This window comes from Streptomyces lycii, assembly GCF_009735685.1.
Classification (GTDB): domain Bacteria; phylum Actinomycetota; class Actinomycetes; order Streptomycetales; family Streptomycetaceae; genus Streptomyces; species Streptomyces lycii.
The window spans coordinates 1-20368 of record NZ_WHPN01000268.1; the positions used below are offsets into that span (position 1 = coordinate 1).

The 20368-nt window shown below is 73.0% G+C and carries 27 protein-coding genes; 10 read left to right on the forward strand and 17 right to left on the reverse strand.

Translation table 11 applies throughout. The features are described from left to right. Nucleotides 1–97: 97 nt before the first annotated feature. Nucleotides 98–661, reverse strand: coding sequence for a rhodanese-like domain-containing protein (locus tag GCU69_RS12715; protein WP_098750302.1), 564 nt, complete (start codon nt 659–661; stop codon nt 98–100). A 76-nt stretch (nt 662–737) separates the two neighbouring features. Here GCU69_RS12715 and GCU69_RS12720 point away from each other — a divergent pair, with 76 nt between their 5' ends. Beyond that, complete coding sequence (locus tag GCU69_RS12720) at nt 738–1019, forward strand: metal-sensitive transcriptional regulator (RefSeq protein ID WP_156206078.1); 282 nt, start codon at nt 738–740, stop codon at nt 1017–1019. Nucleotides 1020–1056: 37 nt separating this feature from the next. Here the strand turns inward: GCU69_RS12720 and GCU69_RS12725 are convergent, their stop codons facing one another. From GCU69_RS12725 to GCU69_RS12735, 3 genes are read right to left on the reverse strand one after another with little or no spacing between them, the layout of a single operon-like run. After that, nucleotides 1057–1809, reverse strand: coding sequence for a sulfite exporter TauE/SafE family protein (locus tag GCU69_RS12725; protein WP_156206079.1), 753 nt, complete (start codon nt 1807–1809; stop codon nt 1057–1059). Next, on the reverse strand, nt 1806–2180 hold the full coding sequence (locus GCU69_RS12730; protein WP_156206080.1) for a rhodanese-like domain-containing protein: 375 nt from the start codon (nt 2178–2180) through the stop codon (nt 1806–1808). The genes GCU69_RS12725 and GCU69_RS12730 overlap by 4 nt, the downstream gene beginning before the upstream one ends. A gap of 39 nt (nt 2181–2219) precedes the next feature. After that, nucleotides 2220–3596 (reverse strand): MBL fold metallo-hydrolase, encoded by a 1377-nt coding sequence (locus GCU69_RS12735; RefSeq protein WP_156206081.1) that lies wholly within the window; start codon nt 3594–3596, stop codon nt 2220–2222. 616 nt (nt 3597–4212) lie between these two features. Between GCU69_RS12735 and GCU69_RS12740 the strand changes: the two genes are divergently transcribed. The 3 genes from GCU69_RS12740 to GCU69_RS12750 all read left to right on the forward strand — a co-directional run bounded on the left by GCU69_RS12740 (nt 4213) and on the right by GCU69_RS12750 (nt 6660). Continuing rightward, complete coding sequence (locus GCU69_RS12740) at nt 4213–5058, forward strand: HipA family kinase (protein ID WP_156206082.1); 846 nt, start codon at nt 4213–4215, stop codon at nt 5056–5058. A gap of 126 nt (nt 5059–5184) precedes the next feature. Then, on the forward strand, nt 5185–6171 hold the full coding sequence (locus tag GCU69_RS12745) for an acetylxylan esterase (RefSeq protein WP_098752607.1): 987 nt from the start codon (nt 5185–5187) through the stop codon (nt 6169–6171). 90 nt (nt 6172–6261) lie between these two features. Beyond that, nucleotides 6262–6660: a VOC family protein gene (locus tag GCU69_RS12750; protein ID WP_098752606.1), complete on the forward strand. Its 399-nt coding sequence runs from the start codon at nt 6262–6264 to the stop codon at nt 6658–6660. A gap of 350 nt (nt 6661–7010) precedes the next feature. Here the strand turns inward: GCU69_RS12750 and GCU69_RS12755 are convergent, their stop codons facing one another. Continuing rightward, on the reverse strand, nt 7011–7703 hold the full coding sequence (locus GCU69_RS12755) for a helix-turn-helix transcriptional regulator (RefSeq protein WP_156206083.1): 693 nt from the start codon (nt 7701–7703) through the stop codon (nt 7011–7013). A 255-nt stretch (nt 7704–7958) separates the two neighbouring features. Between GCU69_RS12755 and GCU69_RS12760 the strand changes: the two genes are divergently transcribed. Continuing rightward, complete coding sequence (locus GCU69_RS12760) at nt 7959–8459, forward strand: hypothetical protein (RefSeq protein WP_156206084.1); 501 nt, start codon at nt 7959–7961, stop codon at nt 8457–8459. A gap of 241 nt (nt 8460–8700) precedes the next feature. Then, nucleotides 8701–9423: a M23 family metallopeptidase gene (locus GCU69_RS12765; RefSeq protein ID WP_218037917.1), complete on the forward strand. Its 723-nt coding sequence runs from the start codon at nt 8701–8703 to the stop codon at nt 9421–9423. A 246-nt stretch (nt 9424–9669) separates the two neighbouring features. Here GCU69_RS12765 and GCU69_RS12770 read toward each other — a convergent pair whose 3' ends face one another. Both GCU69_RS12770 and GCU69_RS12775 read right to left on the reverse strand, forming a co-directional pair. After that, nucleotides 9670–10095 (reverse strand): OsmC family protein, encoded by a 426-nt coding sequence (locus GCU69_RS12770; RefSeq protein WP_098752602.1) that lies wholly within the window; start codon nt 10093–10095, stop codon nt 9670–9672. A gap of 422 nt (nt 10096–10517) precedes the next feature. Next, nucleotides 10518–10895, reverse strand: a complete 378-nt coding sequence (locus GCU69_RS12775; RefSeq protein WP_156206086.1) for an ATP-binding protein — start codon at nt 10893–10895, stop codon at nt 10518–10520. Between the two features lie 225 nt (nt 10896–11120). Between GCU69_RS12775 and GCU69_RS12780 the strand changes: the two genes are divergently transcribed. From GCU69_RS12780 to GCU69_RS12790, 3 genes are all read left to right on the forward strand, one after another. Further along, nucleotides 11121–12566 carry an LCP family protein gene (locus GCU69_RS12780; protein ID WP_156206087.1) on the forward strand — a complete coding sequence of 482 codons (1446 nt, stop codon included), beginning with the start codon at nt 11121–11123 and terminating at the stop codon, nt 12564–12566. A 178-nt stretch (nt 12567–12744) separates the two neighbouring features. Beyond that, nucleotides 12745–13779 (forward strand): cation diffusion facilitator family transporter, encoded by a 1035-nt coding sequence (locus tag GCU69_RS12785; RefSeq protein ID WP_098752598.1) that lies wholly within the window; start codon nt 12745–12747, stop codon nt 13777–13779. 216 nt (nt 13780–13995) lie between these two features. Continuing rightward, entirely contained in the window at nt 13996–16158 is a 2163-nt protein-coding gene (locus GCU69_RS12790; protein WP_235978441.1) for a phosphoketolase family protein, read from the forward strand. Nucleotides 16159–16331: 173 nt separating this feature from the next. Here the strand turns inward: GCU69_RS12790 and GCU69_RS12795 are convergent, their stop codons facing one another. Both GCU69_RS12795 and GCU69_RS12800 read right to left on the reverse strand, forming a co-directional pair. Further along, entirely contained in the window at nt 16332–16658 is a 327-nt protein-coding gene (locus tag GCU69_RS12795) for a winged helix-turn-helix domain-containing protein (protein ID WP_156206088.1), read from the reverse strand. Nucleotides 16659–16854: 196 nt separating this feature from the next. Beyond that, entirely contained in the window at nt 16855–17040 is a 186-nt protein-coding gene (locus GCU69_RS12800) for a hypothetical protein (protein ID WP_156206089.1), read from the reverse strand. A gap of 292 nt (nt 17041–17332) precedes the next feature. Here GCU69_RS12800 and GCU69_RS12805 point away from each other — a divergent pair, with 292 nt between their 5' ends. Beyond that, on the forward strand, nt 17333–17566 hold the full coding sequence (locus GCU69_RS12805) for a GntR family transcriptional regulator (protein ID WP_156206090.1): 234 nt from the start codon (nt 17333–17335) through the stop codon (nt 17564–17566). A gap of 25 nt (nt 17567–17591) precedes the next feature. On the opposite strand, the gene GCU69_RS12810 is transcribed toward GCU69_RS12805, so the two are convergent. The 8 genes from GCU69_RS12810 to GCU69_RS12845 form a co-directional block, all read right to left on the reverse strand. Then, nucleotides 17592–17933 carry a hypothetical protein gene (locus tag GCU69_RS12810; protein ID WP_156206091.1) on the reverse strand — a complete coding sequence of 114 codons (342 nt, stop codon included), beginning with the start codon at nt 17931–17933 and terminating at the stop codon, nt 17592–17594. Nucleotides 17934–18137: 204 nt separating this feature from the next. Beyond that, nucleotides 18138–18347 carry a hypothetical protein gene (locus GCU69_RS12815; protein WP_156206092.1) on the reverse strand — a complete coding sequence of 70 codons (210 nt, stop codon included), beginning with the start codon at nt 18345–18347 and terminating at the stop codon, nt 18138–18140. Nucleotides 18348–18404: 57 nt separating this feature from the next. Then, nucleotides 18405–18584, reverse strand: a complete 180-nt coding sequence (locus tag GCU69_RS12820; RefSeq protein WP_156206093.1) for a hypothetical protein — start codon at nt 18582–18584, stop codon at nt 18405–18407. A 75-nt stretch (nt 18585–18659) separates the two neighbouring features. Next, complete coding sequence (locus GCU69_RS12825; RefSeq protein WP_156206094.1) at nt 18660–18827, reverse strand: hypothetical protein; 168 nt, start codon at nt 18825–18827, stop codon at nt 18660–18662. Between the two features lie 21 nt (nt 18828–18848). Beyond that, entirely contained in the window at nt 18849–19046 is a 198-nt protein-coding gene (locus tag GCU69_RS12830) for a hypothetical protein (protein WP_156206095.1), read from the reverse strand. Nucleotides 19047–19059: 13 nt separating this feature from the next. After that, on the reverse strand, nt 19060–19527 hold the full coding sequence (locus tag GCU69_RS12835; protein WP_328629993.1) for a deoxycytidylate deaminase: 468 nt from the start codon (nt 19525–19527) through the stop codon (nt 19060–19062). After that, the gene (locus GCU69_RS12840; RefSeq protein ID WP_156206097.1) at nt 19449–19985 is read right to left on the reverse strand and encodes a hypothetical protein; all 537 of its coding nucleotides are present in this window, start codon (nt 19983–19985) and stop codon (nt 19449–19451) included. The genes GCU69_RS12835 and GCU69_RS12840 overlap by 79 nt, the downstream gene beginning before the upstream one ends. Before the next feature lie 78 nt (nt 19986–20063). Continuing rightward, the gene (locus tag GCU69_RS12845; protein WP_156206098.1) at nt 20064–20219 is read right to left on the reverse strand and encodes a hypothetical protein; all 156 of its coding nucleotides are present in this window, start codon (nt 20217–20219) and stop codon (nt 20064–20066) included. Nucleotides 20220–20368: the final 149 nt, after the last annotated feature.

A 20368-nucleotide genomic window follows, 5' to 3' on the forward strand; every position in this document is an offset into this window, starting at 1 on the left:
GCGGCGTTGTCCGCGCGCCGACGGGACCGACGAGGACGGCGCGCACCGCCGGCCGCTCAGGTGCCGCCGTGGGCGACGCCCCGTGGGCCGGGTGGTGTCAGCCGGTCAGGGCGGCGAGGGTGTCGTCCAGGTCGGTGGCCCCGGGCCGGTTGTGGGGGAGCTTCGCGAGGATTCTCGCCATGCCGCAGGTGTTGGTGAGGGCGGAGAGGACCAGGCCGCCGGCGACGCCCGCGGACAGCAGGCGGGCCACGTTCCGGCGTTGACCCGCGAGGAGGCCGGTCAGGACCAGCGTTCCGGCGGCGAGGCGGACCTGCCGGTCCATGGCCCAGGGGGTGCGGGTGCCGGCGGGTCGGTGGGTGGGGTGACCGAGCTGCGTCCAGGCGGTGGTGCCGCCCGTGAGGGTGGCGGCGGTGATGCCCTGATCGGCCAGGCGCCGGCAGGCGGTCGCGGAGCGGACGCCGGAGGCGCACACGATGAGAAGGCCGCCGAGGCCGGCGGCGGCCCTCAGGGCGGGCAGGGCCTTGTCGAGGTGGTCGAGGGGGATGTTGTGCGCACCGGGCAGGTGGCCGGAGGCGTATTCGCCGGGGGTGCGCACGTCGATGACGCTCAGCTCGTGCAGGCGGGCGTTGGCCTGGTCGGCGGTCAGGCTGGTGGGTGCCATGGGGATTTTCCTTTGCTCGGTTGGCGTTACCCCTTCGGTAAGGTACCCGCGGGGGTATCTCGAAGGAGTGTGGGTCGTGGAACTGGCGATGGCGGCTGAGGAACTGAAGACGGTGGTCAACCGGCTGCGCCGGGCGCAGGGCCAGATCGCCGGTGTGATCAAGATGATCGAGGAGGGGCGGGACTGCGAGGACGTGGTCACGCAGCTCGCGGCGGCGTCCCGGGCTCTGGACAAGGCGGGCTTCGCGGTCATCGCGACCGGCTTGCAGCACTGCCTGACCGATGAGGACATGGCCGCTTCGGGTGACCGGGAGCAGATGCGTGCCCGGCTGGAGAAGTTGTTCCTCTCTCTGGCCTGACCCGTGGTCCGCCGCATCCGGTCAGCTGCCTTGCCTGTCAGGTGAGGGCGTCGGTGAGCATGAAGGCCGCCACGGCCAGCAGCACGGCGGCGAAGACGCGCTGCAGCACGGTGCCGGTGGCCTTGGCGGCCAGGCGTTTGCCGTCCCGGGCGCCCAGGAGCGCCGCCCCGGTGAAGGGGCCGATCACCGCCCAGTCGATGCCCGCGGTGGTGGCGCCGCGGGTGGCCAGGGAGGCCAGCGAGTTCGCCGAGATGACCAACAGGCTCGTGCCGACGGCGGCCTGCATTTCGAACGCCAGCAGGGTGACCAGGGCAGGGACGGCGAGGAAGCCTCCCCCGACACCGAGCAGACCGGTCAGCGCCCCCAGTCCGGCGCCGCTGCCTGCTGCCTTGGTGAGCCGTGCCCCGCCGGCCGCCGGGCCGGTGGCGGCACGGCCGGGGCGGAGCATGGTGACGGCGGCGAGTGCGGCGATGGCCGCGAACGCCCCGGTCAGCACGGTCTGGGGCAGACGGGATGCGGCGGCTCCGGCCGCCGCGGCGGGCAGGAGCCCGGTCGCGGCGAACAGCGCGCCGGTCTTCCAGCGGACGCCGCCGGTGCGCGCGTGGGCGTACAGGGCGGTGAGCGAGGTGGCCGTGACGATGATCAGGCCGGCGGTGGTGGCGGCGGCCGGGGTGAAGCCGAGCAGGTAGATCAGTGCGGGTACCGCCAAGACGCTGCCGCCCCCGCCGAGCGCGCCGAGCGCGAGTCCGACCACGGCCCCCGCGATCAGGGCCAGGATCAGCGGACTCACGCCACGACACCGCCCCTGCCCACCCGACCGGTGACCGGCAGGCCCGCACGGGCCCGGGCGGCCATGCCGCCGGTGACGTCCGCGGCCTCGGCGTCGCGTCCGGCCGGGAGCCCGGCCGCCTGCTGGGAGTGGCGGCCGGAGCGGCGGCCGGAGCGGCAGACCGCAGCCACCGGCTTGCCCCGCGCGGCTGCCCGGAGCGGCGGCCCGGCCGTCGGGCGGGAAAGCGGCAGGTGTGGCGGGCCGGGCGCGTACCGGGCTTTCCGCTCCGGTGACTCGCGGACGTCCAGCAGTACGGCCCCGCCGTCGCCGGTGCGCTGGCGGGCCTGCTGGGAGGTGGGGCGGCCGGGGCCGCGGCGAAGAGGCGAGAACATCGTTTGACCACTTTCGTGCAGATGGCGCGAGAGGACGTGTCAGTCGGTGCTGCCGGGGCGGGTGAGGGCCAGCCCCGCCTCGGCGGCCGCGTGGAAGCCGTCGTCGACGGCGACCACGTCGCGGCCGGCGGCATCGATCAGGGAGGCTGCGATCGCGGCGCGCATCCCGCCGGCGCAGTGCACCCATACCGTCCCGTCCGGTACTTCGCCGATACGGCCGTGCAGCTCGTGGACCGGGATGTGGACCGAGCCGTCGATGTGGCCGCTCGCACGCTCCGAGTCCCGGCGCACATCCAGGACGACCACGTCGTCACCTCGCCGACGGGCCCCGGCGAGGTCGGCGAAGCGGGCGCGGGGGAAGGAAGCGAGCTGCTCGCCCTCACGGACCCAGCCCGCCGGATCGCCGGTGGCGGCGGCGGCCGGGCGGTCGATGCCCACCCGCACCAGCTCCCGCTGCGCCTCGGCGATCCGGCCGGGCGTCTCGGCGAGCAGGGTGACGGGCTTGCCCCAGGGGATCAGCCAGGGCAGGTAGGTCGCGAGCTTGCCCTCGCCCTCGAAGTTGAACGAGCCGGCCACATGCCCCTCGGCGAAAGCCGTGCGGCTGCGCAGGTCCACCACCCACTCGCCCGCGGCCAGCCGGGAGGCGATCTCGCCTGCGTCCGCACGCCTCGGCGGGGTGAGGTCGACCGGTGCGGGGCCTGCGGCGTTGGCCGGCCCCATGTGCGCGTAGTAGGCGGGCACGTCGTCCAGCCCGGCGAGCACCTGGGTGACGAAGGTGTCCACGTCCAGGGTCAGGGCGTCGTTGGTCCTGCGCTCCTGGCCGATCGTGGTCGCGTCCCCCTCGGCCCGGGACGAGGCGCAGAAGCTGCCGAACCCGTGGGTGGGCAGCACCGGCACCTCGTCGTCCAGCTCGTCGGCCAACCGGTGGGCGGAGGCGTGCTGGGCGCGGGCCAGCTGCTCGGTCAGCCGCGGCTCGACCAGGTCCGGGCGGCCCACGGTGCCGATCAGCATCGACCCGCCGGTGAACGCCGCGACACCGCGTCCGTCCTCGGCGAGGGCGTAGGAGGTGTGGTGCGGGGTGTGCCCGGGGGTGGCGATGGCGCGCAGCACCAGGCCCTCGTCCACCGTCATCGTGTCGCCGTCGGCGACGGGGGTGCGGGCGAACGACACGTGGGCCCCGGCCGGCACCAGGTACTCGGCGCCGGTGACGCGGGCCAGTTCCAGGCCTCCGGTGACGTAGTCGTTGTGCACATGGGTCTCGGCCACGAAGGCGATGCGTACCCCGCGGCGGGCCGCTGCGGCTATGACCTGGTCGATGTCGCGCGGCGGGTCGATGGCCACCGCGGCACCGGGCCCGCCGGCCAGGTAGCTGCGGTTTCCCAGGCCGTCGAATGCCAGGGTGTCGACGAAGAACACGACTTACGACTCCTCTCGGGCGGTGTACCCCAGGGGGTATCTGACATCCACCCTAACAGTCATACCCAGGGGGGTATTCCGGAGGGCTGCGGGCCCCGCTCAGGGGCACCGCCCGACATCACGTGGATACGGGGCAGGGGACAGGGAAATCAGCCGTTCCGCGCTGGCGGGAGTCCGTGCCGCCTCGAGGCCGCGCGGGAGTGTCCGTGCCCTGCGACCGCGCCGCCTCGAGGCCGCCTTCATTCCGTCGCGCGCGGTGGGCGCGGAGGACCGGCGGCGGGAGGCTGCACCGAGGGGCGGCTTCCCCGTGCCGCGGCGCGTCCGCGCCCCGGTCGTGCCGGAGGCGCGGGGCCGGCGGCCACCCCGGCGCGACGGCTCGGGCAGTCGGCCCGGCTGTGACGCTTGGTTACTATGGACACTTCATGCCGGAGGCCGGAGGCCGGAGGCCGGAGACAGGGGCCGTACCGCCCTTGACGGACTCCCGGGGGAGGGACACGACTGTGCCGGCCAGGACTCCCCGGATTCTCCCCAAGGCTGATCCGGGGCATCTCCCCGGGTTGTGCCGCACGGAGTCCGCCGTGGAGTCCGAGGCACGCGAGCCGCGAGGTCCTGGAAGATGCTGACAAACGTCACCGCAACCCGCTATATCGAGCCCCTGCGGGTCGGCGGCTCCGTGCCCGGTGTCACCGAGGCCGACGACCTGGGAACGTACGTCGTGAAGTTCACCGGCGCCGCCCAGGGCCGCAAGGCGCTCGTCGCCGAAGTCGTCACCGGTGAGCTGGCCCGCCGGCTCGGTCTGCGCGTGCCGCGGCTGGTCGGGGTCCGCTTCGACCCCGCGGTCGCAGCCGGCGAGCCCGACCCGGAGATCCAGCATCTGCTGCGGGCCAGCGCCGGGCTCAACCTCGGCATGGACCTGCTGCCCGGTGCCCGGGACTGGGCCCCGGGGGACCCGCTGCCCGGACCGGCCGAGGCGGGCCGCGTGGTCTGGTTCGACGCGCTGACCGGCAATGTCGACCGGACCTGGACCAACCCCAACCTCATGCTGTGGCACGGCCGGCTGTGGCTCATCGACCACGGCGCCGCCCTCGTCTTCCACCACCGCTGGCCGCAGGCGGCGGCCGCCGTGGGCAAGCGGTACGACATGTCCGGCCACGCCCTCGCGGCCGCCGCCCCCGACGTCACCGCGGCCGACGCCGCACTCGCCCCGCTCGTCACCGAGGAACTGCTCCGGGAGGTCACCGCCCTCGTGCCCGACGCGTGGCTGGCGGACGAGCCCGGCTTCGACTCGCCCGGGCAGCTCCGCGAGGCGTACGCCGGACACCTCGCCGAGCGGGCCGCCCGGTCCGCCGAGTGGCTGCCGCGGGACTTCGCCGGCCCCGAGGAACTGCGGCGCGCCGAGGCCGCCCGTGCCGCCGCCGCCCGCGCCGGCCGCCCGTCCTGGCTCCAGCACCTCCCCGGCTGACCCCGGCCGGGCCCGCTTCGCGGGGTGCCGCCCGGCGGGACAGTGGTGCGATCATGCCGGAGAGGCCCGCCCCGCGCGGACCGGAGACCATGGAAGCGCCCGCACCGGGCGCCGGAGGAGGGGACCATGCCGCTCACCGATCTGCCGCTGGAGCAACTGCGCGACTACCGCGCCGCGATCTCCGAGCCGGAGGACTTCGACGCCTTCTGGGCCAAGACCCTCGCCGAGGCCCGCGACGCCGCCGACGGAGCCACGACCGGGTGGCGGCCCGTCGACGACCCGCTGCTCGCCACCGTCGACACGTACGACGTCCGCTTCCCCGGCTGGGGCGGCCAGCCCGTCGCCGCCTGGCTGCTGCTGCCGCGCGGCGCCGCCGGGCCGCTGCCGGGCGTGGTCAGCTACATCGGCTACGGCGGCGGCCGCGGGCTCTCCGTCGAGCACCTGCTGTTCAGCGCCGCCGGTTACGCCCATCTCGTCGTCGACAGCCGGGGCCAGGGACACGACACCCCCGACCCGGACCCGGTGCCCGGCACCCAGTGGGTCAGGGGCTACATGACCCGGGGCATCGACAGCCCCGAGCACCACTACTACCGGCGGCTCATGACGGACTGCGTGCGCGCCGTGGACGCGCTGCGGGAACACCCGGCCGTCGACCCGGCCCGGGTCGTCGTCGCCGGCGCCAGCCAGGGCGGCGGGCTGGCCCTGGCCACCGCGGGGCTGGCGGGTGACGCGGTCGCCGGGGCGCTGGTGGACGTACCGTTCCTCTGCCACTACCGGCGGGGCGCGGAGATCGCCTCCCTCGGGCCCTACCCCGAACTCGCCGAATACCTGGGCAGGCACAAGCGCGTCGACCCCGAGCGGGTCTTCGGCACCCTCGACTACTTCGACGGCGTCCACTTCGCCCGCCGCGCCACCGCGCCCGCCCTGTTCAGCGTCGCCATGATGGACCCCATCTGCCCGCCCTCGACGGTCTACGCGGCGCACAACGCGTACGCGGGGGAGGCCTCGATGAAGGTGTGGCACTTCGCCGACCACGCGGGCGGCCAGGCCGCCCAGGCCGAGGAACAGCTCCGCTGGCTCCGCGGCCGCGGGCTGGCCCCGTCGCGGACCTGACCGGCGGCACCGCGGGCCCGGTGCCGCCCGGGCCCGCGGAAGTCCGATTCGTTCAAGACCACCCGGCCGCGGCCCGCCTACGGTGACCGCATGACTCCTCGATTCGACGCCGTGGGCCTGGTCACCGACGACATGGCCGCCTCCCTCGCCTTCTACCGCCGCCTCGGCCTGGACCTCCCCGCCGAGGCCGACGGGCAGCCGCACGCGGAGGCCGAGCTGCCCGGCGGGACCCGGATGCTCTGGGACACCGCCGACTCCGTCCGGTCCTTCGACCCCGGGTGGACACCGCCGAAGGGCGGGCACCGCATCGGGCTCGCGTTCCTCTGCGACAGTCCGGCGGCGGTCGACGCGGCCTACGCCGAGTTCGCCGCGACCGGACACGGCGGCCTCGAACCCTGGGACGCGCCCTGGGGACAGCGCTACGCCTGCCTGACCGACCCCGACGGCAACGGCGTCGACCTGTTCGCGCCGCTCCCGACGACGGGCTGAGCTGTCCGGCGCGACGGACGCGCCGAGCACGGCGGACGCTGCCGAGCCCGACGACACACCGAGCAGCAGGAACGATCACAACGAACGCCCGGGCACAGCGACTCCCCGGGCACCATGACGCCCGGGCCGCACGAACGCGGTGAGGGGACGCCCCCAGCACACCGAACGAAGCGAGGAGACGCACCGAGCGACACGAACGCACCGAGCGGCACCGGGCCACCGAGCCGTGCCGGGCCACCGAGCCGTGCCGGGCCACCGAGCCGTGCCGGGCCACCGAGCCGTGCCGGGCCACCGAGCCGTTCCGAGCCACCGAACGGCGGCAGCGCGCCGAGCGGCCGTGGGCGGTCTCCTCACCCCGCCGGCGGGTGGAGCAGGGCGCCCGGGGCCACCCCGGCCAGCGCCTTCACGTCGCGGCTGAGATGCGCCTGGTCGGCGAAGCCCGCCCGCACGGCCACCTCCGCGAGCGGCCGCCCGGCGCGCGCCAGGTCCAGCGCCCGGTTCATCCGCAGCACCCGGGCCAGGGTCTTCGGCCCGTAGCCGAAGGCGGCCAGCGCGCGCCGGTGCAACTGCCGCGCGCCGAGCCCGGTCTCCCCGGCGACCGCGGACACCGCCCGGCCGGCTCGCAGCCCGGCGACGACCGCCGTGACCCACGGATCGGCCGGGCCCGCCGCGCGCAGCCGCTCGGCCGCCAGTTCCTCCAGCACCGCCGCCGGGTCCGCGGCCTCGTACAGCCGCTCGGCGAGCCGCCGCACCTGCCCGCCGGGCCACAGCGCGGCCAGCTCCACCCGCCGGTCCCGCAGTTCCCGGGCGGGCACACCCAGCACCCGCGGTCCGTTGCCGGGGAGGAGGCGGACCGCGCCGAGGCGTGTCCCGGGGCGGGTGACCGGCAGCTGGGCCCGGGTGTCGGGCCCGGCCACCAGCAGGCCGCCGCCGTCCCAGATGATGTCCATGCAGCCGTCGGGCAGCACCCGTTTCGGGCCGCCGTCCGCCGTCAGGGTCCACACCACGGCGCCCGCCCGGGCCGAGGGTCGTTCCGCGTACATGCCTCCAGGGTCTCGCGCGGACGGAGGAGTGCGTCACCCACCCGGCGGCGCGGAGCGCACACGCGCTGCGGCTCTCCGTAACCACCCCGTCGACCTGCGGCGTTGCGGCATACGCGGGACCGCCTGATGCTCCGTTCGCGGGACCGTGTGGGCGCGTCGGTCGCGCGCGCACCGCGGTTTGTCCGACTTGCATGGTGCCGACGGCGCGGAGCCGCAGCGGACGAGGGTCCGCCTCCCGCCGCAAGGAGCACCCCCATGCGCATCACGACGCGCGTCCTCGCCGCGACCGCCCCGGCCGGCCCCGCGCTCGGCGGTCCCGGCACCCCGGCGCAGGCCGGGCCGCGGCCGGACATGAGGACCGGCCGCTCGTTGCCGATGCCCGGTGACAACCGGGTGGTCGCAACCGTCGCGGGCGGCTGCGGGACCGAGGAGGCGACAGCCGCCTCCCGCGGCCCGGCCGGTGAGATCACGCCGACCGGCCGGGGTCCCGGCAGTGGCCGGGGCGCCGGACGTGTCGCGGAACGGGCCGAGCCCGGCGGCACCCACCGGGTCCGCCCCCACTGCCTCTCCGGCGGCAGCTCCGTGGTGGGTCGCCTCGTCGCAAGCCACGGCGCCGAACACGGCTCGGACGCGGCCACCGGGAGCCCGGCGGGCGCCGCGGCCCCCGGGTCGGTCACGGCGGACGGCACCCCGGCGGCGCCGGCCGCCGGAGGCACGGCGCCCGGCCACGGGAGCCGCGGACACGGCGGCGCCTGACCACCCGTCACGCCGCGGGCCCCCTCGCCGCGCGGCGCACCTCCCGCCCACCGCGGGCCCGGGGGCCGGGGGCCACGGGGGACGGCGGACGAACTCGGCGCAACAGCTCGGGGAACGGCTCGGCAGCTCGGGGAACAGCTCGGCGGAAACTCGGCAGAAGGGAACGTCCATGACTTCGGCACGCACACCTCGCGGACACCGGCAGGCCGACGGCTCGGCGGCGGCACGGAGGATCCGCCGCATGCCCAGGCTGCTGCGCGGCGGCGCCGCGGGAATAGCGGGTGTGCTGCTGACCGCGACCCCGACCTGGGGTGTCGGTCTGGACGCCGCGTACCGGAACCCGCACCTCCCCGACGGTGACGGCGCCCGGGAACGGACCGTGCGGCAAGCCCGCGCCGAGACGGTGGAGCGGCACCAGGAGGGCCGCTCGGGCACCCCGCGCGAGGAGCAGCTGTCCGTTCTGGAGGCGCTGGAGATCTCCGCGGACGTCGGCGCCTGGACGAGTTCGGCGCGAGCCGTCCCGGAGGGCGCCCGGACCGCCGCGCGTCAGGGCACGCCGGGCGGCTGGGCGCACCCCGTCGCCGCGTCCGACGTGTCCGCGGCCTACGGCATCCCGGGCAGCTGGATCGCGGGCCACCACACGGGTGTCGACTTCGCCGTACCCGTCGGCACCCCGGTGCGGTCGATCGGCCCCGGCGAGGTGATCCAGGCGGGTCCGGCCGGCGACTACGGACTGACCGTGACGGTGCGGCTGGAGGACGGCCACCACGTACTCTTCGCGCATCTGTCGAAGATCGTGGTCCGGCAGGGCAGCAAGGTCGGCCCCAACGAACTCCTCGGCTACTCCGGCAACACCGGCCGGTCGAGCGGGCCGCACCTCCACTTCGAGGTGCGGAAGGGCCCGGGCTACGGAACCGACATCGACCCGGTCCCCTATCTGGCGGGCAAGGGCGTCGAGCTCTGACCCGGAGCCCGTGTCCCGGAGCCCAGAGCCCGGAGCCCGTGTCCCGGACCCGCGACCGCGACCGGGGCCCGGACCCGCGACCCGGGCCGGAGCCGAGACCGGACTCCGGCCCCTTCCCGGCCCAGGTCCGGCCCATGGCCCGAGGACCGGCCCGGAAACCGGAACCGGAGAAACCGGAACCGGAAACCGGAGGACCGGGGCCGCGCAGGCCGCCGCCCGCATCCCGGGCGGCGGCCTGCGCGTGGTTCAGGCCAGCGACGAGGCGAGCGTGATCGTCGTGCCCGTCAGGGCCTGGCTCACCGGGCAGTTGGCCTTGGCGTCCTCGGCGGCGGCGGAGAACGCGTCCGCGTCGATGCCGGGCACCTCGCCCCGCACCGTCAGATGGATGCCGGTGATGCCCGTGCCGGGCTGGAACGTCACCTCCGCCGAGGTCGTGAGGCGGGTCGGCGGCGTACCGGCCTTGGTGAGGCCGTTGGAGAGGGCCATCGAGAAGCAGCTCGAATGGGCGGCGGCGATCAGCTCCTCCGGGCTGGTGCGTCCGTCGGGCTGTTCGGCGCGGGACGGCCAGGAGACCGCCTGCTCGCCGATGCCGGAGGAGTCGAAGGTCACGGTCCCCCTGCCCTCGAGCAGGTTGCCCTCCCAGACCGTGTGCGCGTTGCGTGTGGTGGCCACGATGGATCCCTCCTGTTGCGGTGGCGTCATGCCGATGGTCCGCCCCGGGCGGCGGCTCGGGGCTCCGACGCGCCGTGCGGGCGGTCCCGTCTGCCGGAACCCGGTTCCGGGTCCGGCCACGGGGGTCGCCGCACCAGTGTGGACCACTCCTCGTCGGCCGCGCCGGGCACCGCCCGGCCCGCGGCGGACCAGCGTTCGGCCAGCGCCCTGTAGAGGGGCGTCTCCCCGGACGAGGACTCCCCGTCCCCGTCCGCCGGGGGAGCGGCCGCGGCGTTCTCGCGCCGGGCGGCCGGGCGCAGTTGCGTCGTCGTCACAGTGGGCCAACGCGCCGTGCGGCCACCGGGTCACTGCCGGGCCGCGCGCTCACCCGCAACGGCGAGCGTCTCGCACGGATCGCCGAACGGGGTGGGTCCCGCAGCCCGTCAGGCGGCAGCGGAGACCGCCAGGTTCCAGGTGGCACGGACGGTCTTGCCGTCCGGCCGGCCGAGGACCTCGAGCCCGTTCGCCAGCCGGTCGACCAGGATCAGCCCGAGGCCGCCGGCCCCGGAGAGACTCTTCGACGGCCTGACGGCCGGGGCCTGCGTGCTCCGGTCGTCCACGTCCACGACCAACCGGTCCCGGTACGCCCGGATCCTGAGCCGCCACCATCCCGCCGTGTGCCGGGAGGCGTTGGCCACCAGTTCGGAGACGACGAGCACCACGGCCTCGACGTCCACCCGCGCACCGAGGGCGGAGAGGAATTCCGCCGTCGCGTGACGTGCGTCCGCTGTGTCGGCCCGGTTCGACTCCACCACGACCATGCGGCTGCACCTCCTCGCTGCTCGCTCACCTTCCGCCTGCCCCGTCCCTCCCCAATCATGGGATACGTCCCGGAACTCTCCGGTTCACAGGGGGCGCGGGGGAGCGGAGCACCGCGGGACGATGCGCCCTCCGGGTGGTGAGGGGGCCTCACGCGGCGCGCGTCACACGGCCGGCCCGCGGCGGATGCCTAGCCTGCGGGCGACCGTCAATCCGGAGGTGCCCCCATGCCCCGTCCCGACCGAGCGCCGCGCCACGCCCGGCAGTGGTTCCGTCCGGCCGCGGCCGGGGTGCTCTGCACGCTCCTGGCCGTCGGCGGCTGCACCCAGGCCCCGGAGCCCCGCCCGGGGAACCCGGGACCGCCCGACACCTCCCGGGTCGCGCCCTTCGACGGGCTGACGGACCGCCCGGCACCCGGCCCGGGCACCAACTACCTGCTCGTCGGGCTGGACCGGCGCACCGGCATGTCGAAGCAGGAGAAGCAGCGGCTGCACGTCGGCGGCGAGGGCTGCAACTGCACCGATGTGATGATGCTGCTGCACGTCTCCGAGGACCGCCGCCGCGTCGGCGTCATCAGCATCCCGCGCGACTCCTATGTCGAGTTCGCGCCGCACCCGGAAGCCGGCGCCCCGGCCCGGACCCTGGTCCGGCACCGGGGAAAGATCAACGCCGCGTACAAGCACGGCGGCCCCGCCCTGGCCGTCGCCACCGTCGAACGTGCGACGGGGCTGCGGATCGACCACTATCTGCAGGCGGACTTCACCGGCTTCGTCGACGCCGTGGACCGGCTCGGCGGCGGCACGGTCTGCACCGACAAGGCCCTCAGGGACCCGGGGTCGGGACTGGACCTGCCACCGGGCACCCACCACGTGGACGGGCGCGGTGCCCTGCAGTACGTACGGGCCCGCAAGCTCGACCCGCCCGGTGACCTGGGCCGGGTCCGGCGCCAGCAGCGGTTCCTCGTCGGGGTGGCGCAAAGTCTCTTCGGCGGCCGGCCGGCCGGCCGCGACCGGGCCGTGTCCGCCCGGGCGGCCCGCGACCTGCTCACGACACTGCGCACCGACAAGGGGCTGACCACCGACGGCTTCTCCGAACTCGCCCGGGCGCTGCGCCGGCTGCCGACCCGCGCGGCCGAGTTCGCCACCGTCCCGATCTCCGAGTTCGACCACCGGGTGCCGGAGTGGGGCTCCACCCTCGTGTGGGACAGGAACCGGGCGGCCGCGCTGTTCCGGGCGGTCCGCGAGGACCGCTCCATCATTCCGGAGCGGCGGCCCGGCGAGCGGCCGAAGGTCCCGGTCGCCATGGCGCCCGCGTCCGTACGGGTGCGCGTCGCGGAGGGGCCGGGGGCGGAACCGGGCAGCGCCGGACGCCTGGCGCGGCAGCTGCGGAAGAACGGCTTCACCGTGCTCGGCGGCCGGCCCGCGGCCCCGCCCTCCGCGACCCCGGCGGCGGTGAAGAGCGCCACCGAGATCCGCTACGACCCGAAGTGGCACCGCTATCTGTCCACCCTCGCCTCGGCCCTTCCGGACGCCCGCCCGGTTCCCGAGAAGGGGCACGGCCGGGTCTTCGAGATCACCACGGGCGCGGTGTCGGGGCGCTACGCCGAGGTCGTCCACGACCGCAGCAGCGTCGAGGGAGCCCCGGTCACGGGGAAGGAACTGAGCTGCGACTGACCGCATCCCCGCCACCGGCCGCGCGCCCCCGGTGGCCCGGGCGGGGACAGGGACCCGGCGGCCCCCGCCGGCTCCGGAACGCGCGACCGCCCGGACCCCCGCCGCCCGGACCGCCACGCGTCACCGCTCCGAGCCCGGGTAAGCGCCCAGCCAGCCAAGACGGAAGCGGGGCGAAGCGATGAGCGTGGTGCGGAAGCAGCGGGAGGAGCGCGCCGACGGCCGGCGCCGGGAGGACCGGAGGACGCGGGCGACCGTCCTCGTGGCGCTCGCCGCGAATCTGGTGATCGCGGTGGCCAAGGCCGTCGGAGGGCTGTTCGCCGGCTCGCCCGCGCTGCTCTCCGAGGCCGCGCACTCGGTGGCCGACAGCCTCAACGAGGTCTTCCTGCTGGCCTCCCTGCGCCGCAGCCGCCGGGCTCCCGACGCCGAGCACCCCTTCGGCTACGGCAAGGAGCGCTTCTTCTGGTCGCTGCTCGCCGCCGTCGGCATCTTCGTGATGGGCGGCTGCTTCTCCTTCTACCAGGGGATCTCCGCGCTCAGCTCCGGCGGCTCGGAGAGCCGTGCCGGTTACGTCGCGGGCCTGGTCGTCCTCGGCGTCGCGCTGCTCGCGGAGGGCTCCTCACTGCTGAAGGCCCTGCACCAGGTCCGCGGCCACGCGCGCCGGAGCGGCCGCGGGATGCTCCGGGAACTGCGGCGCAGCGAGGATCCGGCGCTGCGGACCGTGCTCGCCGAGGACAGCAGCGCCTGCCTCGGAGTGCTCCTGGCGATGGCGGGCATGGCGCTGCACATGCTCACCGGCCGGATCGTGTACGAGGCGGTCGCCTCGCTGCTCATCGGCTTCCTACTGGTGTACGTCGCCTACCGGCTCGGCCGTGAGACGCGGGACCAGCTGATCGGGGAGGCGCTGGACCCGGCGCTGCGGCAGGAGATCCACGAGTTCCTCGACCGGCAGCCGGAGATCGACACCGTGACCGCGCTGCTGACCATGCGTCTCGGGATGGACTCCACCCTCGTCGCCGTCCGCCTCGACCTGTACGGCGGGCTGGACAGCGAGGAGGTGGAGGACGTCTCGGAGCGCGTCAAGGCGGCGATGGAGGAGCACTGGCCGGTGGTCGACCAGGTCTTCCTGGACATCACGGACGCGTCGGCCGAGGACCGTCGCCGCGCCCGCCGCGCGCGGCGGGAACTCGACCGTGTCGTCGACGAGTCCCGCTGACGCCCGGACGCCCGGACGCCCGGACGCCCGGACGCCCGGTCCCGGTCCGGGGCCCGGCCCGGGGAGTATCGAAGGCCGAGCCGAGGGCACCCGGGGACCGCCGGGGGCGCCCGGTCCGTACCGGGCCCCGGGTGTCCGACGCGTACGGCCGCCCGGTCCGGCGCTTCCGCCCGGTTCCGCCCGGCGGCACACCCCCGAAGACGAGAGGCGAACGGCATGGCCGAGCCCACGGCACCGCGACTGTCCGACGACGACCTCGCCACCCTCGACCGCTACTGGCGGGCCGCGAACTACCTCGCCGTCGGCCAGATCTACCTGCTGGACAATCCGCTGCCCGCCGGGCCGCTGACCGCCGAGCACGTCAAGCCGCGGCTGCTGGGCCACTGGGGCACCACCCCGGGCCTCAACCTGATCTACGCCCATCTCAACCGGGCCGTCTCCGCCCGCGGGCTGGACGCCGTGCACATCACCGGGCCGGGCCACGGCGGACCGGCGACGCTGGCCTGCTGCTGGCTCGACGGCAGCTATTCGGAGATCTACCCGGACGTCTCCCGGGACGCCGAGGGCATGGCCCGGCTCTTCCGGCAGTTCTCCTTCCCCGGCGGCGTACCGAGCCATGTCGCGCCCGAGACCCCCGGATCGATCCACGAGGGCGGCGAGCTGGGCTACGCCCTGAGCCACGCCTACGGTGCCGCGTTCGACAATCCGGACCTGCTCGTCGCCGCGATCGTCGGCGACGGGGAGGCCGAGACCGGCCCGCTGGCGGCCGGCTGGCACGGCAACAAGTATCTCGACCCGGTCCACGACGGGGCCGTGCTGCCGATCCTCCATCTCAACGGCTACAAGATCGCCAATCCGACGGTGCTCGCCCGGATCCCCGAGGAGGAGCTCGACCAGCTGCTGCGCGGCTACGGCCACGAGCCCGTGCACGTGGCGGGCGACGACCCGGCCGAAGTGCACCACGCGATGGCCGCCGCCCTCGACCACTGCCTCGACCGGATCGCGGAACACCAGCGGGCGGCCCGCGTGGACGGCGTCACCGAACGCCCCCGCTGGCCCGTGATCGTGCTGCGCACCCCGAAGGGCTGGACGGGTCCCGGCAGCGTCGACGGCAAGCCGGTCGAGAACACCTGGCGCTCGCACCAGGTGCCGCTCTCCGCCGTCCGGGAGGACCCCCGCCATCTCGCGCAGCTGGAGGAGTGGCTGCGCTCGTACCGCCCCGAAGAACTGTTCGACGGCGAGGGCAGGCCCCGCCCCGAGGTGCTCCGGCAGGTGCCCGAGGGCGACCGCCGGCTCGGCTCCACCCCGCACGCCAACGGCGGCCGTCTGCTGCGCAGCCTGCCCGTGCCGGAGATCCGCGACTACGCCGTCGACGTACCCCGTCCGGGCACGTCCCTGCACGAGCCGACCCGGGTCCTCGGCGGGCTGCTGCGGGACCTGATGCGGGCCACCGCACGCAGCCGCGACTTCCGGCTGTTCGGGCCGGACGAGACCGCCTCCAACCGGCTCCAGGACGTCTACGAGGCCACGGGCAAGGGCTGGCAGGCGGGGATCCTCGGCACCGACGAGCACCTGGCGCGGGACGGGCGGGTGCTGGAGATGCTCTCCGAGCACAACTGCCAGGGCTGGCTGGAGGGGTACCTGCTGACCGGGCGGCACGGCCTGTTCGCGTCGTACGAGGCGTTCATCCACATCGTCACCTCGATGGCCAACCAGCACGCCAAGTGGCTCAAGGTCTCCCGCCGGCTGCCGTGGCGGATGCCGATCGCCTCGCTGAACTACCTGCTGACCTCGCACGTCTGGCGCCAGGACCACAACGGCTTCTCGCACCAGGACCCCGGTTTCATCGACCACATGGTCAACAAGGACCCGCAGACCATCCGGGTCTATCTGCCGGCCGACGCCAACACCCTCCTCGCCGTGGCCGACCGGACCCTGAACAGCCGGGACCTGATCAACATCGTCGCCGCCGGGAAACAGCCCTGCTTCGACTGGCTGCCGGTCGAGGACGCCGTCCACCACGTCCAGCGCGGCGTCAGCGTCTGGGACTGGGCGGGCACCGACACCGGCCGTGAGCCGGACGTCGTGCTGGCCGCCGCGGGCGACGTACCCACCCAGGAGGTGATGGCCGCCGCGCGGCTGCTGCGCGACCGGCTGCCGGATCTGGCGGTGCGGGTGGTGAACGTCGTCGACCTGATGCGGCTGCTGCCCGCCGGCCAGCACCCGCACGGGCTGAACGACCACGGCTTCGACGCCGTATTCACCGCCGACAAGCCCGTCATCTTCGCCTACCACGGCTACCCGTGGCTGATCCACCGGCTCACCTACAAACGGAACGGCCACGACAACATCCACGTCCGCGGCTACAAGGAACGTTGAGCACTCCCCCAACCCAGGGAGAGACCATGGTCTACCTACTCGCGCTCGTCCCGTCCGTGCTGGTGCTGGCCTGCGGGATCGCTGGTGCCCGCAACGCCGCTCGCCGCGCCCGCTGAAGCTGCACGCGCGAAAGCCCCTGCCCGGGTGACGGACAGGGGCTAGGCACGGCCTTGCTAGGCGGTTGACGGGCCGGGTGCCGTGGCTCCGCATCTCGTGCAGCGCCAGCCGTACCCGTGCTGCTCCATTGAGCCCCCGCAGCCCTGCACTGGGCACGTGGCCATGGTGGGTGACGTCCGCTCGACGTACACGCCGGAGCCCTTCAGTGTGCGGACGAGACCTTCGCGCCGGAGCGCCTGCACTGCCCGCTGAACGGTGGACACCGCCATGCCGTGTTCCTCGCTGAGCGACAGCATGGATGGCAGCCTGCCAGTCAGCTCGCCGCTGGTGATCTTCCGGCGTAACTCGTCGGCCAGCGGCTTGCTCCGCGTCGGATAGGCCATCTCAGCTCCTGCATCCGCATCGGCACGGCGGGTACGCCGATGGGTTGGAGATCACAGCGGGGTCGACTACTCCCGCTGTCTCGGTTGCCGGCACGAGATCGCGCACGATTCCAGCCGGGTCCACCTGGTAGACGCGCAGCGTCATTCGGTGGTCAAGCGACATTCGCTCACGTAGTGAGTCCGCTTGGGTCATGGCTTAGTCCTTCACGTTGTAGATGGTGTGCCCTACTTGAACGCGATCCGCTCCGTTTCGCAGCTCGTTGACCGCGGCTTTTGCCTGCTGTGACAGTTCGTCGTTGCCGAGGCACCGCCAGCCCTGCACGGAGTCCTCGATTTCGTCGGCGAGTTGCTGCCGGTCGCCGTCTATCTCCCTCGGCTTCACCGGTAGAGGACTCTCGTGCCGAGACTGTCCTCGGGGTGTTCGTCAATGGGGAGGATGCCGAGCCGGTCCGTGTGCGCCTGACAGGCGATCACGGTTCCGCCTGATCCTGAGTTGGATTCCGTGATCGCCACTCGTACGGCTGGCCCGGAGCACTCGATTTCTCTGCCTACCCACCGGCAATGAACGGCCATGGGACCCCCTTTCCTGTCCCACAAGCATAGTGCAGTCTGCTACCCCTAGCCAGGCTAGCTACGGATTGCCGAGCGCGGCACGGCCAGGTTGGCTAGCTGTCATGATCAAGTTTCGTCCCGACGTGCCCCGCTGGAAGCAGGTGGCGGACGTCATCCGTGAGCGCATTGCCGGTGGCACGTATTCGCCCGGTGCACGCATCCCGTCCGTGATCGAGCTGCAAGCCGAGTTCGGCATTGCCACATCCACGGGCCAGAAGGTGCACCGGGCGCTACGTGCTGAAGGGCTTGTCTACAGCGAGCCGGGGATGGGTACCTTCGTAGTGCAGAAGGACTAGAAACCCCCGTTAAGGCTGTGCTAACTTACACGCGAAGCAGATCCGCGATCCGATCCGGCGTCAGCTCCCGGGAAGGGATGGGCACCCCCGTGTGTTTAGGGCCGTCGTTGTTCAGCGGCATGATCCACGGCTCGTCATGCGGCAGAAAGATCCCGCGGGCACGGTCGAGCAGCCAGGCATCCCGCCCGCGTATGGGTCCGTTCATGCAGAACGCGACCACATTGAAGCGATCCAGCCGGCTGCTTCGTAGGCAAGCCGCCAGCGCGCTTCCGTACGCGCGGAACACGCCCGTCAACTCGGCGTCCGACCGCGCCTCTTCGATGCCGAGCGGCTCACGCACCCACGCCCAACGCCAGCCGCTCGCCATTGGTTTGGGCAACTGAGCCCATAGTTCAACTGAGTACACAGCAACCCCCCATGTGATTCCTGTAGCGCTGCGTGCTGTGAAGGATAGGTGAAAGTCCAACCAGTGGGACAGGCGGGAGCGGAGTACATCAATCCGTTGTAATCATGTGAACTTGTGAATCAGCGGGCATGGGAAAACCCCCGGACGGCGCCGGGGGTTAAGCTCTCACTTCAAATATTCCAAGATCTCTGCGTCACTGGCTACCAGCTCGGCCAACACGGCGCGGTACTTGCGTCGGCCCTTCATGATGTCTGACAGGCAGTCGATCACGTCGTCAACCGTCTCTGCCTGCCGCTGCTGCGCTGTGGTACGGAGAGTCGTGATCACCGCGCCGATCTCGTCCTGAACGATGCGAAGAACCTGGTCTTCCGTCATGCCCCGCCCCCTCTCGCTGTGGTGTGCTTCCAACAGTAGACCTCACGAAACGTGAAGTCAATCCCCCTTGCTGATCCGATCCGCGAGCTTCACGCCGTAGCCGAACAGGATCGCGAACACGCCGACGAACACGGCGCCCACGGCGAGCCCGTTCGCCCCGCTGTCGTGAACCCAGCGAGCCAGCAGGCCGGCGACAGCGGCAGCGATGACGAGTAACGCGTATGAGACTCTGGTCATGGCGGCAGACTAGCGGGAGCGGCTGCGCCAGGCATGAGAAAGCCCCCGACGGAGTCCGCCAGGGGCCAGGCTCAGTTACTCGCTCAGTTCGATCGGAATGTGTACAGTGTCCCGGGCTACCTCGACCCTGTCCGTGACGATGTCGAAGGTCTGCGCGGTGTCCGCGTCAACGATCAGAATCGGCATTGCATCTGCCTCAAGTGGCAGGGTGTTCAGCAGTCGGCGAAGCTCTCCGAGTGTCATGCAGCTCATCCTCTCAGCGCGTCAGCGCGTGTACGTCTTCAGGAACACCGGCAGCCGTAGCGAGCTGTGGTAGTCCGCCCACTGGCCTCCCGGCTCGCGCCGACTGTATGTGAACGACACCGCGGCTTCGCCGTTGACGTCTCGCCACACGCGGGTCACCACGACCGCGGGTCCGGCGGAACGCCTGTGCCAGGTCTGGCCGATCTTGACGTTGCACATGGGTGCCGCCCCCTCACGAATTCGTGAACACAGTCCGATGAATGCCAGCCGCTGTGATCAGCGTTGAACACGCCGGGCACGGCTCGCGGGTCACATAGAGCGTGGCTCCGGGTAGCTCATGAGCCGGCGCGTGGTAGATCGCATTAGCCTCCGCGTGGACAGCGATGCAGTTCGCGTAGTCGCTGTTCGGCGCGCACGCTGACGCGTCGAGTCGTCCCCGCGGACAGTTGCCGGCGGAGGCACATCCGGGGATTCCGGCCGGGGCCCCGTTATAGCCGACGGACAGCACCCGATGAGTCCGCGACAGGATGACCGCGCCGACCTGCGAACGCGTACAGTCAGCGCGAGTGGCTACGGCTGCCGCCAGGGCAAGCGCCCACTCGTCCCAGCTCGGGCGGTCACTCATGTCCGCTGCCCTCCCGCTGTCTGCTTCCACCCGGACAGAGTCCACCGAAAGCCGGCCTCCGCGCGCTCGTGGCATACCGGATGGTGGCACTCCGGGTCTACGGCCGGGCCTCTGCACGCGTACCACCACCGAGCCGTGGCAGTTTGCACGGACGCCTCTTCAGGGTTGAGCTGGTCATCGCGCACCCTGGCAGCTTTCAGGGTGGCCGCCGTGCCGTCTCCCGCGCAGTTGTGCCGCCCCATTCGCTGTTCGAGTGTCACCGGAACGACGTCGCCGCACACCGGGCAAGCCGTAACGTACAGCCGCTCGGCACAGTTCCGGTCCCAATGCCGGCTCCATGCCACCTGACCCGGCATTGGGTAGGTCTCCGGGCTGTATCTGTCGTACTCGCCGACGGTGTCCGGTATGTCCCGCCAGTGGTGCACCAGGTCCCCGCCGTCGGTACGCAGCCGGAACACCTTGACCTCATAGGGCGTAGCGTTGAACCAGTAGCGGACGCCGTTGAAGACGCGCTCCCAGGCTTTCATGTGCATGTGGCTCCCCTCCATCAACTGTCCGGACACAGCGAAGCGGACACGGCGACGTCCGCCATGCCCGCTGCTGCGCTGGGCTCACTTGGTCAGGATGCGCAGCTTGCGCCCCGCCGGGTGAATGATCTTGCGGGCGCCATCGCTGTCATAGCAGTGGAGTCGGCCCGCGCTGTCGGCCACGTACCGCGTGCGGCTGAAGCGCTCCACACCTCCGACGTGGCCGAACGACTCGAACATCACGCCTTCCGGCGCCAGCCCTGCCAACTCGCGTGCGTCCCAGGTGGTGACACGGAACTTCCGGCCCGCCGTAGCCGTGTGGCGTCCGGTGTACGTGTCCGGACTGATGTGGTCCGGCGCTGCGTGACACTCCAGATCCCGACCGTCAA